The organism is Rhodococcus sp. WMMA185, from assembly GCF_001767395.1.
Lineage (GTDB): Bacteria > Actinomycetota > Actinomycetes > Mycobacteriales > Mycobacteriaceae > Rhodococcus_F.
Genome location: NZ_CP017014.1, coordinates 2,018,763 through 2,036,511, shown reverse-complemented (window position 1 = coordinate 2,036,511; position 17,749 = coordinate 2,018,763). Strand labels below are relative to the sequence as shown.

Here is a 17,749-nt window from a genome sequence, read left to right as displayed (position 1 = left end):
CGGCTGACCAGTGTCTGATTCGGAGAACACGTCCAAGGGGTCGGCGAGCGCGGCGAGCGAGGAACCGGAGCCGATCAAGGCAGTCCCATTGCGGCGCCCCGGTCGATGGATAGCCGCGATCGTGGTCGGTGTGTTGCTCGTCCTGTTCGTCAATGGTGCACGGACCAACGAGAACTACCGCTGGGACATCTACGCTCAATACCTGTTCGACGAACGGATCTCGGCCGCAGCGTGGAACACCATTCAGCTCACCGTGCTGTCGATGGCGATTGCCATCGTGCTGGGTGTCGTCCTCGCGGTGATGCGGTTGTCGCCGAATCCCGTGCTGAAGACTGCTGCGTGGATCTATCTGTGGGTATTCCGCGGCACCCCGGTATACGTGCAGTTGGTTTTTTGGGGATTGATTCCCGCCATCTACAAGCAGTTGGATCTCGGTATCCCGTTCGTCCACCAGTTCGTGCACATCGAGCTCGAAGGAATCTACTCGCCGTTCCTGTTCGCGATAATCGGCCTCGGGCTGAACGAGGCCGCCTACATGGCTGAGATTGTCCGGGCCGGCGTGAACTCGGTGGGCGAGGGGCAGACCGAGGCATCGGTGGCGCTCGGCATGACCTGGGCGCAGACCATGCGGCGAACGGTTCTGCCTCAGGCCATGCGTGTGATCATCCCGCCCACGGGCAACGAGCTGATCGGCATGCTCAAGACGACCTCTCTGGTCTCTGCTGTTCCATACACCCTCGAATTGTTCGGTCGTCAGAGAGAAATCTCCGGGGCGAACTTTCAGCCGATTCCGTTGTTGATGGTGGCCGCCACTTGGTATCTGGTCATCACGAGCCTGCTGATGATCGGCCAGTACTACCTCGAGCGGTACTTCTCGAAGGGTGCGACCCGGGAGCTGACCGCGCGACAGTTGCAGGCCCTCGCTGACGCGGAGGGCAAGCCGCTCATCATCGAACCCGGCACCGCGCATTTGCCGGATGCACCCGGAGGTGACCGAAAATGACGCCGATGGTCAAGGCCGATCGGGTGTGTAAGAACTTCGGAGCGCTCGAGGTGCTCAAGGGCGTGTCGCTCGAAATCGAGCGCGGTCAGGTCCTGTGTATCGTGGGCCCCTCCGGTTCGGGCAAGTCGACGTTCCTGCGCTGCATCAACCACCTCGAGCAGGTCAATGCGGGGCGTCTGTATGTCGACGGCGAGATCGTGGGCTATGCCGAGCGGCACGGAAAACTCCACGAACTGCATCACCGCGCGGCGGCGAAGCAACGCCGCGACATCGGCATGGTGTTCCAGCACTTCAACCTCTTTCCGCACCGGACGGCGCTCGAGAACATCATCGAGGCGCCCACGCAGGTGAAGCGGCTGAACAAGAAGAAGGCCATCGAGCGGGCGCACAATCTGCTCGGGCAGGTCGGGTTGACCGAGAAGGCCGATGCCTACCCGGCACAACTGTCGGGCGGCCAGCAGCAGCGCGTCGCCATTGCCCGCGCGCTGGCGATGGATCCCAAGCTAATGCTGTTCGACGAGCCGACCTCTGCTCTCGACCCGGAACTGGTCGGGGAGGTGCTCGGTGTGATGAAAGACCTCGCCGCCGGCGGCATGACGATGGTCGTCGTGACCCACGAGATGGGCTTCGCGCGAGAGGTGGCCGACCACTTGGTATTCATGGATGACGGTGTTGTCGTCGAATCGGGCAAACCCGATGAGCTACTGACCAATCCGCAGCATGAACGCACGAAGGCGTTCCTGTCGAAGCTGTTGTGACGCGGTGGCCGTGAGTGTTTCGTGGCGCGCGACCGGTCGAGAACCACTCACGGCTTTCGGCAACTGAAGATGGCCGTGCCAGGGAACAGCTGCCCGCGTAGGGGACTCCACTGGCCCCATTCGCGTTCGAGCCATTCGGGCCACTCCGGCTCGATGATGTCGCGGACCTCGAGCCCAGCCGCGACGATCTCACGGACCCGGTCGCCGATTGTCCGGTGGTGCTCGACGTAGGTGGGGATGCCGTCGTCGTCGACCTCTACGTAGGGCGTGCGGTCGAAGTAGGGGAGGGCGGCGGTGAGCCCCCGCGGTCCCGGATCATCCGGGAAGATCCAGCGGATCGGATGGTTCACAGCGAATACCCAGAGCCCTCCGGGCCGAAGAACTCGGGCCACTTCGAGCATGACCTGCTGTGAATCCGCCACGAACGGAACGGCGCCAAAAGCCGAACAAGCGATGTCGAAGCTCTCGTCTGCAAAGGGGAGATGCTCGGCCCCGGCATGCACGAGCGGCACCGTCACCCCTCCCGCCCGCATTGCCTGTGCGCCGCGGGTCAACATCTGCATCGACAGATCGAGGCCCACGGCGCGAGCACCCCGGCCGGCGAGCCAGCGTGCGCAGGGGGCGGACCCGCAACCGACTTCGAGGACGTCCTTTCCGGCCACGTCGCCGAGCAGGTGGTAGTCGCCCTCGTGAAGTCCTTCCGGGCACCAAACGAACTCACCGTCCGTGGCGTCGACCCCGAGGAACTCGCCATGCGTGCGGTGGTAGTCCTCGGCGTCCGCATCCCACCAGGCGCGGCTTGCACGTTCACTGGTCTCGGAATCGACGCGCACGCGGCTGACTCCGGTCGTTCCGAGGGCGGCGTTGGCCGCTCCGTGGCGGTCGTCGTCCGGAGACAGGGGAGATGAGACGGGGCGGGGATCGGGCATGGGGAACAGACTAGAGCGCGGAGACGTGCCCGGGTTTGCCCAGCTTGCCCCCGGGCGCGTAGCCTATTGCACGCAAGTGTCTACGTGTGCGACATCGGATTCGGTTCAGTTCGAGTTTGTTCGGTTCCAATCGGGTGTCGTTCGCTGCACTTGGGGTGGCCTGATTCGGCGGAGTGTTTCGTCGGCTCGGGTTACTTGTCCGACAGAACACCATCAACCGACCACAACCCGTCCGGAGCAACTCGACACATGCCCTCCACCACCGTGACCTCGCCGCAGGTAGCCGTCAACGACATCGGCTCCGCCGAGGACTTCCTCGCCGCCATCGACGCCACGATCAAGTACTTCAACGATGGCGACATCGTCGAAGGCACCATCGTCAAGGTCGATCGGGACGAGGTTCTGCTCGACATCGGTTACAAGACCGAAGGCGTCATCCCTTCCCGCGAACTCTCCATCAAACACGACGTCGACCCCAACGAGGTCGTTTCCGTGGGCGATGAGGTCGAAGCTCTGGTCCTCACCAAGGAGGACAAGGAAGGCCGACTGATCCTGTCGAAGAAGCGCGCTCAGTACGAGCGCGCCTGGGGCACCATCGAGGAGCTCAAGGAGAGGGACGAGGCGGTCAAGGGCACCGTCATCGAGGTCGTCAAGGGTGGCCTGATCCTCGACATCGGACTGCGCGGCTTCCTTCCCGCTTCGCTCGTCGAGATGCGCCGGGTCCGGGATCTCCAGCCGTATGTCGGCAAGGAGATCGAGGCCAAGATCATCGAGCTCGACAAGAACCGCAACAATGTGGTCCTCTCGCGTCGCGCATGGCTCGAGCAGACGCAGTCCGAGGTTCGCAGCGAGTTCCTGAACCAGCTGCAGAAGGGCCAGGTCCGCAAGGGCGTTGTGTCCTCCATCGTCAACTTCGGCGCCTTCGTGGACCTCGGCGGCGTCGACGGTCTGGTGCACGTGTCCGAGCTGTCCTGGAAGCACATCGATCACCCGTCCGAGGTCGTCGAGGTCGGCACCGAGGTCACCGTCGAGGTTCTCGACGTCGATCTGGACCGCGAGCGCGTCTCCTTGTCGCTCAAGGCCACGCAGGAAGACCCGTGGCGTCAGTTCGCCCGCACGCACGCCATCGGCCAGATCGTGCCCGGCAAGGTCACGAAGCTGGTCCCGTTCGGCGCCTTCGTACGGGTCGAAGAGGGAATCGAAGGCCTCGTCCACATCTCCGAGCTGGCCGAGCGCCACGTCGAGGTTCCGGACCAGGTTGTCGGCGTCGGCGACGATGCACTCGTCAAGGTCATCGACATCGACCTCGAGCGTCGTCGCATCTCGTTGTCACTGAAGCAGGCCAACGAGGACTACAACGCCGAGTTCGATCCGTCCAAGTACGGCATGGCCGACAGCTACGACGAGCAGGGCAACTACATCTTCCCCGAGGGCTTCGACCCCGAGACCAACGAATGGCTCGAGGGCTTCGACAAGCAGCGTGAAGAGTGGGAGAACCGCTACGCCGAGGCCGAGCGTCGCCACAAGATGCACACCGCTCAGATGGAGAAGACCGCCGCCGACGAGGCCGCTGAGGCCGCCAATGCTGCCGCGGGCTACTCCTCGGAGTCGGGTGCAGACGAGGCAGACTCGGCTGCGTCCGCCAACTCCGCGCCGTCGGAGGCCACTGGTGGCTCGCTGGCCAGCGATGCACAGCTCGCCGCTCTGCGCGAGAAGCTGTCCGGCAACGCCTGATTGATCTGACCGACGCTCAGCGTCACAACGAAGACCCCGTTCCAGCGACTGCTGGAACGGGGTCTTTGCTATGGGCGGAGCCCTGTCGAACGGACCCTGTTGCTCAGCTTGCGGTTGCGGGAATCCGATAGTTGGGTGACGTTTGCGCGTCGGAGCGCCTGCGAATCGATCCGAAGGCGTGCCGGCCATGGCTTCCGAGCGCCATGAGCCGCGATCGTCGATGCTGGGCGAGGGCGAGGGATACCTCGGGAAGGTCGACGCAATGTACTCCGCCTGCAATCCCGAGGCGGTGCCGACCGATCTGATTGTCGTGCTCACGCATGGCGTTCCTCTTCGTCGAGAAAGTAGTAGGTCGGGTGCGCGTCTTCGAACCTAATCGAAGATGCGAGACCCATGTGCTATCTGAGGCAGGTGAGTCTGTAGGGGTAGTGGGTGATGGAGATGCTCACGGGCAGTAACCCGTTGCCGGAGACGCGACCCGCCAGTGGATGTGCCCTCTTCCCTTGATGCAACACTGGGAAGCGTGCTGAGAATCGGCCTCACCGGAGGCATAGGAGCAGGAAAGTCCACCGTGTCGAAGGTCCTTGCCGGACTCGGGGCCGTCATCGTCGACGCCGACCTGATTGCGAGGGAGGTCGTCGAACCCGGGACCCCAGGCCTCGCGGCCCTGGTCGATCGATTCGGCGAGGCGATCCTCACATCGAACGGGGAGTTGGACCGTCAGGCCCTGGCAGCCACGGCGTTCGCGGACGATGAATCGCGCCTCGCACTGAACTCGATAGTCCACCCGCTGGTTGGTGCGCGCACGATGGAGATCATCGAATCGGTGCCCGAGGACGCGGTGCTCGTCCAGGACATCCCGTTGCTCGTCGAGAATGGGTTGGGCGCAGCTTTCCATCTGGTGCTCATCGTGTCCGTCGAAGCCGAAGAGCGGGTGCGCCGACTCGTCGGCTCGCGGGGAATGTCGGAAGCTGACGCGCGGTCTCGCATCGCTGCCCAGGCAGACGACGATCAGCGGCGGGCGGCTGCCGATATTCTGCTCGACAACAACGGGGCACCGGACGCCCTCGAGTCAAGTGTCCGGGCATTGTGGTCCGAGCGGCTCGTGCCCTTCGAGTCCAACATCCGCACCGGAACCGTGGTGAGCGCTCCGCGGGTGCTCGCATCGCCGAATCCGCAATGGGCAGCGCAGGCGCGCAGGCTGATCGCCCGGCTCGAACTCGCATGCGGTGATCGCGCTCTACGTGTCGACCACATCGGGTCCACGGCGGTGGACGGACTACCCGCCAAGGATGTCATCGATATTCAGATCACGGTTGCGAGCCTGGAGACAGCGGACGAGCTCGCCGGATCTCTTCTCGCCGCTGGGTTTCCCCGGATCGACAACATCACGGCCGACGACCCGAAGCCCACGTACCAAGGTGGAGAGACCGACCCGGCGCTGTGGAGCAAGCGAATTCATGGGGCTGCAGACCCGGCACGACCGGCGAACATCCATGTGCGCGTCGCCGAGTGGCCCGGGCAGCGGTTCGCGCTTCTGTTCCGCGACTGGCTACGCGCTGACGAAGCGGTTCGCGCTGAGTACTCAGCGATCAAGATGCGTGCCGCAGACAAAGCGGCAGCATACACTTCGGATCGGGATGCGAGAGATGCCTACATGGACGCGAAAGCGCCGTGGTTCGATCTCGCCTTCAACCGGGCCTCTCAGTGGGCGGAGCAAACAGGGTGGTCGCCGTAGGCGTCACCGCCACGTGATCGGCATCCCCAGTGACGCCAGCCATCGACCGAGGTCGTGGCCGTGGGTGGCAATGCCGTCTATGGCTGTCGTCGCGGACAGCACCGCCCGCTCGGCCGCCCCGCCGTCCAGCAGTCCCTGCCGGTTCGCCTCCATCAACTCGTCGACATCGAGGAGTTCGGTGTCGCGTCCGGTTCGGATGACGAGGTCGAGATAGTGATCCTCGGATTTCCACACGCGGTCGCCGCGAGTGAAGGTGCCGATGTCGACGTAGTGGTCCTGGTCGCGTTCATGGTAGGGGTGATAGTGGAAGATCGACGCGCGGATTCCCAGATCGGGGAGCAGCCACGACTCGAGATAGTGAAACTGCCGGTGGTCGGATGTTCGTGCCATGTACAACCCCCAGGGCTCGACACGGTAGTGATCGACCGCACGAACAAAGCCCTTCGGATCGGTGTTGGTGCGCTCCACGAGGTCGAAGTACTCGATCTTCGGCGCGTGAATGCGGTGGCCAGCGTCCTCCATGAGGGGAATGTACCGGTTTTCGTCGACGCGGCGGCTGGCTGGTGAGTATGTCGGTGCCTACGCCTAGCCTTGTTGTATGGCGTTTGCATCCGAGCAGCCCGTGGTGGCACATTCCGAATTCCGTCCGATCGGTGACATCGAGAGGACACAGGCCCGGTTCGAGGTCGTCAGCGATCACAAACCGGCGGGTGACCAGCCGACGGCCATCGCCGACCTCGCGCGCCGTATCGATGCGGGCGAGAAGGACGTGGTTCTGCTCGGCGCCACAGGTACCGGAAAGTCTGCGACCACCGCCTGGCTCATCGAAAAGGTGCAGCGACCAACGCTGGTGATGGCACCGAACAAGACTCTCGCCGCCCAGCTCGCCAACGAATTGCGGGACATGCTGCCCAACAATTCCGTCGAGTACTTCGTTTCGTACTACGACTACTACCAACCCGAGGCCTACATCGCGCAGACCGACACCTACATCGAGAAGGATTCCTCGATCAACGACGATGTCGAGCGGCTACGGCACTCCGCTACGTCGAATCTGCTCTCGCGCAGGGACGTCGTCGTGGTGGCCTCCGTGTCGTGCATCTACGGACTCGGTACGCCGCAGTCCTACCTCGACCGTTCGATTCCGCTAGAGGTCGGTGTGGAGGTGCCTCGAGACGCGCTGCTCAGGCTGCTCGTCGACGTGCAATACACACGCAATGACATGGCGTTCACGCGAGGATCCTTCCGAGTGCGAGGCGACACCGTCGAGATCATCCCCTCGTACGAGGAGTTGGCGGTGCGGATCGAGTTCTTCGGTGACGAAATCGAGGCGTTGTACTACCTGCATCCCCTCACCGGCGACGTCGTGAAGCAGGTCGACTCGGTGCGGATCTTCCCCGCCACGCACTACGTCGCAGGCCCCGAGCGGATGGAACGCGCCGTGAAGGACATCGCGGCAGAACTCGAGGAGCGGCTCGCGGAACTCGAGAACAAGGGCAAACTCCTGGAAGCGCAAAGGCTGCGGATGCGCACCGAATACGACCTCGAGATGATCAAGCAGGTCGGGTTCTGCTCCGGTATCGAGAACTACTCGCGGCACATCGACGGCCGGGGGCCGGGCACGGCGCCCGCCACCCTCATCGACTATTTCCCGGAGGACTTCCTCCTCGTCATAGACGAATCTCATGTGACGGTCCCGCAGATCGGTGCGATGTATGAGGGTGACATGTCGCGCAAACGCAACCTCGTCGAGTTCGGATTCCGATTGCCGTCAGCCACCGACAATCGACCCCTGACGTGGGAGGAGTTCGCCGAGCGCATCGGGCAGACCGTGTACCTGTCGGCGACCCCGGGCAAGTATGAACTCGGGCAATCCGGCGGAGAGTTCGTCGAGCAGGTCATACGCCCGACCGGCCTGGTGGATCCGGAAGTCGTCGTGAAGCCGACCAAGGGCCAGATCGACGACCTGATACACGAGATCCGCGAACGCACAGACCGGGACGAGCGGGTTCTGGTGACCACCCTGACGAAGAAGATGGCCGAGGATCTGACCGACTACCTTCTCGAAATCGGCATCAAGGTGCGGTACCTGCACTCGGACATCGATACGCTGCGACGGGTCGAGTTGCTGAGACAACTTCGTCTCGGCGAGTACGACGTGCTGGTGGGGATCAACTTGCTCCGTGAAGGCTTGGATCTTCCAGAGGTCTCCCTGGTGGCGATCCTCGACGCAGACAAAGAGGGCTTCCTCCGAAGCTCCACGAGCCTTATCCAGACGATCGGTCGTGCGGCACGAAACGTCTCCGGTCAGGTTCACATGTACGCCGACAAGATCACCGACTCGATGCAGCAGGCCATCGCGGAGACCGAGCGGCGACGTGAAAAGCAGATCGCGTACAACAAGGAGATGGGCGTCGATCCGCAGCCGTTGAGGAAGAAGATCGCGGATATCCTCGACCAGGTCTACGAGGAGGCGGAGGACACCGCAGGAGGTGTCGATGTGGGCGGGTCCGGACGAAACGCCACGCGGGGTCGTCGCGCTCAGGGCGAGGCCGGTCGCGCTGTCAGTGCCGGAGTCTACGAGGGTCGTGACACGAAGTCGATGCCCAGGGCTGAACTGGCCGATCTGGTCGAGGAATTGACCGAGCAGATGATGAACGCGGCGCGTGAACTTCAGTTCGAACTCGCCGGCAGACTCCGCGACGAGATCGCCGATCTGAAGAAGGAACTGCGCGGCATGGACGCAGCCGGCTTGAAATAGTGCCGGGGCGGAGCAGCACGGGCTTCAAGCATCACAGCGCAGGATTTCAGTGTGCGAGGTCGGCCTGAGATGGGGTGGAACCATCCACGATCGCTTCGGCGAGTGTTTTGCCTACGAAGGGTGCCATCTTGAACAAGTTGTCACCGTAAAAGGCAACAATGCCGCCTTCCCGTAAGAAATGAAATCCGTCTCCCAGGTTCGGGTGTGTGCAGTAGACCCTTCCGATCTCGGTGGGGTCCACGTCATCGAGTGTTGATGCGACATAGTTGCGGACAACGCGGGCCGAGGCTTTCTCCGCGTGATCGCGGCCGACTTCCCAGGCCACATCATCGATCGGCATGTGAGCACCCACGGCCCACTGCCCACGGGTGTTCTCGTGCTGATAGGTGCTGACTCCGTCAAAGGGCTTGTCTATCCAGCACTGAGGATTCTCGACGCCCGCGCGTAAGCGGAATGTCAGCCGTAAGGCATGTTCCATTTCGCTGGGTGTATGCATACCAACTTGCGCCGCGAGTTCGGGCGTTCCTGCTCCCGCCGTGATGACTGCGGTGTCGAAATCGGCGTGCCCACTCTCGGTCCAGATTCGAACGCCTCGAGCAAGTTGTTCGAGAGCACGGACTTGCTCGAGGTGCGTTGCCGCTGCCGTTGCGCCAGTCAACAAACTCTTGACTCTGTCGACGTCGATGACTCCGCCGCTGAGGTCGAGCAGGGCGTGGCTGGGGAGCTTCCGGGTCGGAAGGCGGAGGGTGTTTGTTGATGACGACGAAGCGATCTCATACTTCGCGCCCGCGGCCGCCATGCTCGATACCCAGGGCTCCAGTTCTTCGTCGCTGATAACCGTTCCGCAGTCGCTTACGATCGGCCCCCCACGCATCTCCCACTGAGCAAATAGCGCACGAGATTTCGATGCAATGGCGACGAGCTCGGGATCTTGGTGCGCCAATCGGAATATCCGTGACGAGCCGAGTGAGCGTTCCGACATGGGCTGGTTCTTCTCGAAGCACCTCACGGTGTGATTCGACTGGAGTAGGTAGTAGGTAGTGGCCAGTCCGATTACTCCACCGCCGACTACAGCTACTCGCATGCCGCACCCGGCTCGCCGCTACTGCTCCCGCCTCGCCGTTGCGCGAAGCTCGGTGCCGCACGGCTATCGAATCGGCGAAAGTGCAGGTCCTGCGAGAAGCAACGCCACATATATGTACGGTACGTGAGTTCGAGCGGGCAGGACGAAGTAGTTGACCTCTCTCACGCCGATATCTGGGCATGTCTTACAGCTGCATCTGCTCCGTACCGATAAAGTCAATCGACCATCGTGAACATGGAGGAATGTATGAGCGCCTACCAGACCGTAGTAGTTGGAACCGATGGCTCCGAGTCATCGTTTCTGGCCGTCGAGAAGGCCGCTGCCATCGCACGTGACGCCGGTGCCGAATTGATCATCGCGTGCGCCTACCATCCGACCGACCCCAAGGACCTCGGGCAGGCAGCCGACGCACTCGGTGACGAGGCCTATCAGATCATGGGTTCGACACCGACATATGAAATCCTGCGCACGGCAAGGGAGCGCGCACATGCCGTAGGTGCAAAGGAGGTTACGGAACGTGCGGTCGTCGGTGGCCCGGTGGAGTCCTTGTTGAAGCTGGTCGACGAGGTGGAAGCAGGACTGTTGGTAGTCGGTAACCGGGGACTCAACACTCTCACCGGCCGGCTCCTGGGATCGGTTCCTTCTGATGCGGCCCGCAAGTCCACATCAGACGTCCTGATTGTCCATACCGTTCGGTAAATCGCTCGTTCGGCCACTCGTAGTGAGCCGTGGGGATCGGATGTCCGAGGATCGAATCCCCAGCCGCACCGATGTTACGGACGCACGGATGTCACGGCTGCACTGCGACTTCTGCCGACACCAGGTCGGACAACACCTCGGGCAGTGGTCGGGCATGCACCACGCCGAGGCGCTGGGTGGCGCGTGTCAGCGCGACGTACAGGTCGTTAATCCCGCGTGGCGACTCCTCGAGAATGTCCTGGGGTTCGGCAATGAGCACCGAGTCGAACTCCAGTCCCTTGATATCTCGCACCGTGAGGACGCTGACGTTGTCCGAAGCCAGATCCGAGAGAGCGGCTACAAGGTCGTGGCCGGCGATCACCGCAGTCGTACCCGGGCCGGTTTCGCGAGACACGCACGCGCGCAGCGTGTCTGCCATCTCGTTCGACGAGACCAGCAGGGCCCACGGTGGGGAGCCGGACTCGCGAATCGACCGGGGCGCCGTCTGTTCGGGGTCGATCTCGGTGAGTAGCCGCTGCGCCGGGGTCATGATCTCAGCAGGCGTGCGGTAGTTGACTGTAAGTTCGGTCAGCTTCCAGCGGTTCGCCACGTACGGCTCGAGAATTCTCTGCCATGAGGACGTGCCTGCGGGATCGCCGGTCTGCGCCGTATCCCCGACAAGGGTCATCCAGCGATTCGGTATGCGACGCATCAGCATTCGCCAGGCCATTTCCGAGAGCTCCTGAGCCTCGTCGACGATGACGTGACCGTAGGTCCACGTGCGGTCGCCGGCCGCACGTTCCGCCGTGGTTTGGTGCCGCCCCACGTCGTGCCGCCTCGCCAATTGACTGGCGTCGACAAGGTCGTAGGCCATGAGGATCTCGGGATCCAACTCGTCCTCGAGGTCCTGCGGCGCCGAACCGGTCAGGATGTCGAGTGCGCCTTGTGCGTCGGCGATCTGTGCTCTCCATTGCCGACGGGCACGTTCGCGTTCGGCGGTGTCGTCGACGCCGAGCAGTTCGGCGAGTTCGTCGAGGAGGGGAGCATCGGCGGCGCTGAACCCCTGAGTGTGCGGGCGTAGCAGCAAGGCGCGGCGAGACTCGGGCAACTTCGGTGTGGCGTCGGCCAGGCGCTTCGGTGAAGCGTACAACTCGGTGAGAACCTGCTGCGGCGACAGTTCGGGCCAGAGAGCGTTGATCGCCCCCATGATCTCCGGGTCCTCGCGCATCTCATCCCGCATGTCGGCGATATCGTCTGCACTCAGCAGATTTCCGCCATCGACGACGTTGGCGCCCAGGGTGTCTGCGAGTTGCTGGGCCAGCGCTTCGATGACCGCCGAGACAAAGATCGGTCGGGCAAGGTTATGGGGGCGCCGAGACGATCGCGCCCGGCCACGGGCGCGCGTGACGACCTTGCGGTCGAGGGTGATCGGGTAGGTGTCGAACGTCAACTCGACGGGTCGCGACGGTACTTCCTGTCGATCCCGGACCGCCTTCTTCAGAACGTCCAACATGTCGAGAGAGCCCTTGATCTCGCCGGACTCGAGGCTGTCCTGCACGGTGGCTTGAACGCCGGGGTACAGGTCGCCGATAGTCGACAGCAGCACACCCGTCTCGCCGAGCGACGGGAGTACCTGGCTGATGTAGTCCAGGAACGTCGCATTCGGGCCGATGATGAGGACCCCGGCCTTCGCCAGTTGCTGACGGTAGGTGTAGAGGAGGTACGCGGCGCGGTGTAGAGCGACTGCGGTCTTCCCGGTTCCGGGACCACCCTGGACCACCAGCACGCTCTTGTGCTCGGACCGAATGATGGCGTCTTGCTCACCTTGGATCGTCTCGACGATGTCGTTCATCTGACCCGTTCGCGCGGCGTTCAAGGCTGCGAGCAGTGCGCTTTCGCCCGCAACACCGTCCGAACCGGTGACTGCGCCGGCAGCTTCGGCGGCTTCCAGGTCCAGGTACTCATCATGGATGGCCGTCACGCGGCGGCTTCGGGTCCGAATATGCCGTCGACGCGAGACGCCATCCGGAGCCGCGGGTGTGGCGAGGTAGAACGGGCGGGCAAGTGGTGCGCGCCAATCGAGAAGCATTGTCTCGTAGTCGTTTTCCTCGTCGAGAATGCCGAGACGCCCGATGTAGCGGTGTTCGCCGTCGAGGTCGATGCGCCCGAAGCAGAGCCCGTTCTCGGCGGCGTCGTACTTGGCGAGGTCTTCGGTGTAGAGCTGATTGAAGGACTCTCGCTCACTCCGGGCCTGCGGGGTCCCGCCGCTTTCGAGCAGTACGCGGCTCAGGCGGGTCGCCGTGTAACGGCGAAGTCCGTCCAGTCGTGTGTAGAGCATCGTCACGTACTGCTGCTCGAACTCGCGCTCGTCGCCTGCCGCGTCCTCGTCGCGCAATGAGGTCTCCTTGACTACTTCGGCTGCAGATCCGATCGGCTGCAAAAGTGCCTAAATAGTCTAGTCGGCCGAACCGGCTTCCGTCTCACGCCGAGCGACCCACGTCCGAGTCGAGGACGTGGGTCGCTCAGCTTGAAGCCGCCTCTATTCTTCGTCGGGGTGATGGCGCAGGCCCGTCAGGCTCGCCGCCAAGCCGCCCCATATCAACGTGAGGGCAATCAGCATCATCACGATCGCAGACATGCTCATACTCTTGTACCAGCCTTCGTCGGTTCGAAGTTTTCGGGATTGTGCGTGCGCCGCCACCGGACATTTGCCAACAGCACTGCAAGGACGATCACCAGGATCTGCGCACCCCAACCGAACGTATTGACGAGGCCGCCGGGCAGATTCCCGTACCCGTCCTGTATGCGTTCGATCGTCTCGTCGATCAACATGTACGCCAGCGCGGCGGGGGTGATGACGCCGATGAACAAGCGCCACGCGAAGCCGAGCTTGAACGACGACAACGAGTTGAGGTGATCTTCGAGGCTGGTCAGGCGCCGCAGCACCCAGGCGATCACCACGATGGCGACCAGTGCCGCTGCGACGAGCCCTATGTTGTTGGCGAAGTTGTCGACCACATCAAGCACGTTCAACCCGGTAACGGTCGGGAAGAGCAGCATCGATATCACTGCCGAGACCCCACCCACGCCGAGGACGGCCGGTACGCGACCGATGTCGAACTTGTCCTCGATGGCGGCGACGACGACTTGGACGATGCTGATCATCGACGTGAAACCGGCGAGTACCAGGGCTCCGAAGAACAGGATCCCGAACAGGGGACCGCCAGGCATGGATGAGATGATCGCCGGGAACGCGATGAACGCGAGTCCGATTCCATCGCTGACCACCTCGTTGACGGCGACCCCCGAGATGTTGGCCATGTAGCCGAGTGTCGCGAAGACACCGATCCCGGCGAGGATCTCGAAACTGCTGTTCGAGAAGGCCACCACGAGCCCGGACCGGGTGAGATCCGTCTTACGTCCCAGATAGGAGGAATACGTGAGCATGATGCCGAAGGCGATGGACAACGAGAAGAAGATCTGACCGTACGCGGCGATCCACACGGTCGGGTCGCTCAGTGTGGACCAGTTCGGCCGGAAGAAGGCGTCGAGCCCTGCGGCCGACCCTTCGAGGAAGAGTGCACGCACGACCAGGATCGCGAACAGGACGATCAGCAACGGGACGAACAGCCGTGCTGTCGCACCGATGCCCTTCTGTACACCGAATATGAGCACCGCGAGCGTCAGAACCCACACCACCACCAGTGGAAATGCGACGCCGGGGACGAAGTCGAATGCGACGTTCGCCTCGCTGTTCTGATTCAGGAAGTCGTTGGAGAAGAAGTTTGCAGGGTCGTCGCCCCACGCCTCGTTGAACGAGAAGAAGAAGTACCGGATCGCCCACGCGACGATCACCGCGTAGTACGTACCGATTACGAAGGCGATACCGACCTGCCACCAGCCGATGGTTTCGGCACGCTTGTGCAGCCTGCGGAACGCCAGCGGCGGCGAGCCCCGGAACTTGTGGCCGAGGGCGTAGTCGAGGAACAGGAACGGAATTCCCGCCGTCAGCAACGCGAAGAGGTACGGGATGATGAAGGCGCCGCCGCCGTTCTCGTAGGCGGTGGCCGGGAACCGCCAGATGTTGCCCAGGCCGACGGCGGAGCCGATCGCGGCCAGGATGAACACGCTCCGTCCCGACCACGCCTCACGTTGACGTTCCACTGCCGCTGCTGCCTTTCGCTCGACGCAGATTTCTGGTGCCGCTGAGTCGCCCCGTCTTTACGGGTGCTTTCCAAGTAATTGGCGACTTCTGTGCCCGCAGAAGAGTACACCCTGCAGCCGGTATGCCAAGGCCTCGAGCTTTGTTTGGTGACATTTGCCGTGGGAGCGTGGATCCCGGTCCAGCGCCGCGTTGGCAGCTGTGATCGGTTCAACAGCAGAAGGTGAATGGTGCGTCACACGGCCATGGGGATCACCCGCAGCGATTACGCCACCCGTGCAGGTGCAGTTGGTCGACACCGCTCTTGGTGCCCTCGCCGCGACTCGGACAGACCACGATGTCTGGCCCGTCGGTAGTCGTCGCGCCGTCGCAGAATGGGGTCCTCCTCGGATTCAGGACGGGAACCCTGCTGGGGAACAACGCCGTCACGATTCGGGGTTGCCGGTTTCGTTGGCCTAGGTGTCAGCGTCGACCGCAACCCCAAACTGTCAGCAGCGAACCCAGTGGTATTTGCGCAAGGCTCGCCATGAATAGATCCGACTCGGCCCAACGTATCTGGCCCCGAATTGGTCAGCTGGAAGCAGAGTTTCGAGATCCTTGATTTGCAATGATTGACGCTCGGTCACCGCCTATTCTCCCGCTCACTTCCTCATCTCAGCTTTGACGTATGAGGAATGTCGACAATTCGTGCAGGCGGCTAGCAGATACCACTCAGCGATGATCGTCGAGTTATTTTCCGTCCGCGTGTCGAGAGGGCTCGAGGATTTATGTGGTGAGGTTGCGCTGATGCGGCGTCAGCCAGGCTCTTCGCGGCCCCGGCCTTCCCGCTGCATTAGTTGATGGGAGCGAAAACCGGACTATTCGGATTGACGGTACTTCATACAAAAAAAATCGGCTTGTCGGACTCGATACCAGGGTGCAAGTACGTTGGCAACTCGCATTGCTCGGGTTCATCTTGACATCTAGAGATCGTTTGTGAAGCCGACTTTTTGGACAACGGCGAGTTGGCGTCTTTGCGTCGCCGTTGCGCGGTTGACTTTATCGTTGATCCGCATCAAACTATCGAAGGTCAATACGCACGGGATTCGTATTTCCACAGCAAAAAGTCGCCAAGAGAAACTCGAGGCCGTGGGACTCGATGTCGACGATCTCGACATCGAGACTCGGTCGGTGCTGCTGGGCACGAAAATGCCGGTAACCGAGGAACACTCGGTGGGCCCGGCGACCCAACGGCAGCGGGGGTTTGCGTCGAGGGAAAGGCGGCAGCAGTGGAACATCATCGCGAGGCGTGGTCGGGACGGAGCGTGTTCATCCTGGCCGCGATCGGCTCCGCTGTCGGTGTGGGCAACATCTGGCGGTTCCCGTACGTCGCCTACGAGAACGGCGGCGGGGCCTTCATCATCCCGTACCTCTTCGCGTTGCTGACGGCGGGAATTCCGTTCCTGTTCCTCGACTACGCCCTCGGCCACAAGTTCCGGGGCTCGCCGCCGCTGGCGTTCCGCAGGCTGCACAAGCGTGCCGAAACCATCGGCTGGTGGCAGGTCGGTATCTGTTTCGTCATCAGCGTGTACTACGCGGTGATCGTCGCGTGGGCGATCCGGTACTTCTTCTTCTCGTTCAACGAGACGTGGGGTGACAACCCTTCGAGCTTCTTCTCCAACGAGTTCCTGCATCAGACCGACGAGGCGAATGTCGCATTCGACTTCGTCCCCGGCGTCGCTTTTCCACTGGTGGTGGTGTGGGTTCTCACGCTCGCGGTGCTCATATTCGGTGTCCAGAGCGGAATCGGCTCGTTGGCGCGGCTGTTCGTCCCGTTGCTGATCGCTATGTTCGTGATCCTGGTCGTACGTGCACTGTTTCTCCAAGGGGCAGGTACGGGACTCGACGCCTTCTTCCGGCCGAACTGGTCCGCGCTCGCCCATCCCACCGTATGGATCGCCGCGTACGCGCAGATCTTCTTCTCGTTGTCCGTCGCGTTCGGCATCATGCTCACGTATTCCTCCTATCTGGGACGCAAGGCCGACCTCACCCACTCCGGGCTCGTGGTGGCCTTCTCGAACAGCAGTTTCGAGATCCTCGCCGGGATCGGCGTCTTCGCGACACTCGGCTACATGGCCAACATCTCGGGGGTCGCCGTCAACGAGGTGGTCAGCGATGGAATCGGACTCGCGTTCATCGCGTTCCCGGCGATCATGTCGACGATGCCCGGCGGTCCCCTGTTCGGGATCCTGTTCTTCGGAGCCCTGGTACTCGCCGGTTTCACGTCGATGATCAGCATCACTCAGGTTGTCGTCGCCGCCATCGAGGACAAGTTCGACATCGGTCGCGTACCGGCCGTCCTCGGCGTGGGTGGGGCCTCGGCGTTGATATCGCTACTGTTCTTGCCAACCACTACCGGACTGAACATCCTGGACGTGTTGGACAGCTTCGCAAGCAACATCGGAATCGTCGGTGTCGCACTGGTCGCGACCGTGGTGATCGCCTGGGTGCTGCGGCGCCTGACCAGCCTCGAAGATCACCTCAACTCGTTGTCGTCGGTGAAGCTCGGCTTCTCGTGGCGGCTGTTCATCGGCGTCATCACCCCGGCTGTGCTCGCGTACATGTTGATCGACGAAACGATCACGCGCATACAGGAGGGGTACGAAGGTGTTCCCAGTGTCATCGTCAATACCTTCGGTTGGGGTGCGCAGATCCTGGTGATCGTCGTTGCAGTGCTGTTGTCGTTCACCCCGTGGCGGCGTACGCACAAACTCGATAACTTCGAACCGACGAAGGCTGGTACAAGAGTATGAGCATCTCTGCGATCGTGATGATGCTGATTGCCCTCACCGTGATATGGGGCGGATTGGTGGCGACCATCGTGAGTCTGCACCGCCACCCCGACAAGGAGTAGATCCGCGTC

At 62.4% G+C, this 17,749-nt stretch carries 15 protein-coding genes; 8 read left to right on the top strand and 7 right to left on the bottom strand.

The window, feature by feature from the left end; genetic code table 11:
- The first annotated feature begins 10 nt into the window (after nt 1-10).
- Both BFN03_RS08990 and BFN03_RS08985 read left to right on the top strand, forming a co-directional pair.
- Nucleotides 11-1,003, top strand: a complete 993-nt coding sequence (locus tag BFN03_RS08990; protein ID WP_070378727.1) for an amino acid ABC transporter permease — start codon at nt 11-13, stop codon at nt 1,001-1,003.
- On the top strand, nt 1,000-1,761 hold the full coding sequence (locus BFN03_RS08985; RefSeq protein WP_070378726.1) for an amino acid ABC transporter ATP-binding protein: 762 nt from the start codon (nt 1,000-1,002) through the stop codon (nt 1,759-1,761). Before BFN03_RS08990 ends, BFN03_RS08985 begins: the two co-directional genes overlap by 4 nt.
- Before the next feature lie 47 nt (nt 1,762-1,808).
- On the opposite strand, the gene BFN03_RS08980 is transcribed toward BFN03_RS08985, so the two are convergent.
- Entirely contained in the window at nt 1,809-2,690 is an 882-nt protein-coding gene (locus BFN03_RS08980) for a class I SAM-dependent methyltransferase (RefSeq protein ID WP_070378725.1), read from the bottom strand.
- A gap of 249 nt (nt 2,691-2,939) precedes the next feature.
- On the opposite strand from BFN03_RS08980, the gene rpsA reads away from it, so the two are divergent.
- Entirely contained in the window at nt 2,940-4,424 is a 1,485-nt protein-coding gene (rpsA, locus tag BFN03_RS08975; RefSeq protein ID WP_070378724.1) for a 30S ribosomal protein S1, read from the top strand.
- 103 nt (nt 4,425-4,527) lie between these two features.
- On the opposite strand, the gene BFN03_RS20130 is transcribed toward rpsA, so the two are convergent.
- Complete coding sequence (locus tag BFN03_RS20130) at nt 4,528-4,746, bottom strand: hypothetical protein (RefSeq protein ID WP_084385561.1); 219 nt, start codon at nt 4,744-4,746, stop codon at nt 4,528-4,530.
- A 201-nt stretch (nt 4,747-4,947) separates the two neighbouring features.
- Between BFN03_RS20130 and coaE the strand changes: the two genes are divergently transcribed.
- Nucleotides 4,948-6,162 carry a dephospho-CoA kinase gene (coaE, locus tag BFN03_RS08965; protein WP_070378722.1) on the top strand — a complete coding sequence of 405 codons (1,215 nt, stop codon included), beginning with the start codon at nt 4,948-4,950 and terminating at the stop codon, nt 6,160-6,162.
- 3 nt (nt 6,163-6,165) lie between these two features.
- On the opposite strand, the gene BFN03_RS08960 is transcribed toward coaE, so the two are convergent.
- The gene (locus BFN03_RS08960; protein WP_070378721.1) at nt 6,166-6,684 is read right to left on the bottom strand and encodes a DUF402 domain-containing protein; all 519 of its coding nucleotides are present in this window, start codon (nt 6,682-6,684) and stop codon (nt 6,166-6,168) included.
- 76 nt (nt 6,685-6,760) lie between these two features.
- On the opposite strand from BFN03_RS08960, the gene uvrB reads away from it, so the two are divergent.
- The gene (gene uvrB / locus BFN03_RS08955) at nt 6,761-8,923 is read left to right on the top strand and encodes an excinuclease ABC subunit UvrB (protein ID WP_070378720.1); all 2,163 of its coding nucleotides are present in this window, start codon (nt 6,761-6,763) and stop codon (nt 8,921-8,923) included.
- Nucleotides 8,924-8,969: 46 nt separating this feature from the next.
- Here uvrB and BFN03_RS08950 read toward each other — a convergent pair whose 3' ends face one another.
- Nucleotides 8,970-10,007 carry an FAD-dependent oxidoreductase gene (locus BFN03_RS08950; protein WP_084385560.1) on the bottom strand — a complete coding sequence of 346 codons (1,038 nt, stop codon included), beginning with the start codon at nt 10,005-10,007 and terminating at the stop codon, nt 8,970-8,972.
- Nucleotides 10,008-10,253: 246 nt separating this feature from the next.
- Here BFN03_RS08950 and BFN03_RS08945 point away from each other — a divergent pair, with 246 nt between their 5' ends.
- The gene (locus tag BFN03_RS08945) at nt 10,254-10,706 is read left to right on the top strand and encodes a universal stress protein (RefSeq protein ID WP_070378718.1); all 453 of its coding nucleotides are present in this window, start codon (nt 10,254-10,256) and stop codon (nt 10,704-10,706) included.
- A gap of 91 nt (nt 10,707-10,797) precedes the next feature.
- On the opposite strand, the gene BFN03_RS08940 is transcribed toward BFN03_RS08945, so the two are convergent.
- From BFN03_RS08940 to BFN03_RS08935, 3 genes are all read right to left on the bottom strand, one after another.
- Nucleotides 10,798-13,023: a HelD family protein gene (locus BFN03_RS08940; RefSeq protein WP_442971879.1), complete on the bottom strand. Its 2,226-nt coding sequence runs from the start codon at nt 13,021-13,023 to the stop codon at nt 10,798-10,800.
- Between the two features lie 201 nt (nt 13,024-13,224).
- On the bottom strand, nt 13,225-13,329 hold the full coding sequence (locus BFN03_RS20125; protein WP_084385559.1) for a methionine/alanine import family NSS transporter small subunit: 105 nt from the start codon (nt 13,327-13,329) through the stop codon (nt 13,225-13,227).
- Complete coding sequence (locus BFN03_RS08935) at nt 13,326-14,849, bottom strand: sodium-dependent transporter (RefSeq protein ID WP_070378717.1); 1,524 nt, start codon at nt 14,847-14,849, stop codon at nt 13,326-13,328. The genes BFN03_RS20125 and BFN03_RS08935 overlap by 4 nt, the downstream gene beginning before the upstream one ends.
- A gap of 1,266 nt (nt 14,850-16,115) precedes the next feature.
- Here BFN03_RS08935 and BFN03_RS08930 point away from each other — a divergent pair.
- Both BFN03_RS08930 and BFN03_RS20120 read left to right on the top strand, forming a co-directional pair.
- Nucleotides 16,116-17,639: a sodium-dependent transporter gene (locus tag BFN03_RS08930; protein WP_070378716.1), complete on the top strand. Its 1,524-nt coding sequence runs from the start codon at nt 16,116-16,118 to the stop codon at nt 17,637-17,639.
- The gene (locus tag BFN03_RS20120; protein ID WP_084385558.1) at nt 17,636-17,740 is read left to right on the top strand and encodes a methionine/alanine import family NSS transporter small subunit; all 105 of its coding nucleotides are present in this window, start codon (nt 17,636-17,638) and stop codon (nt 17,738-17,740) included. Before BFN03_RS08930 ends, BFN03_RS20120 begins: the two co-directional genes overlap by 4 nt.
- Nucleotides 17,741-17,749: the final 9 nt, after the last annotated feature.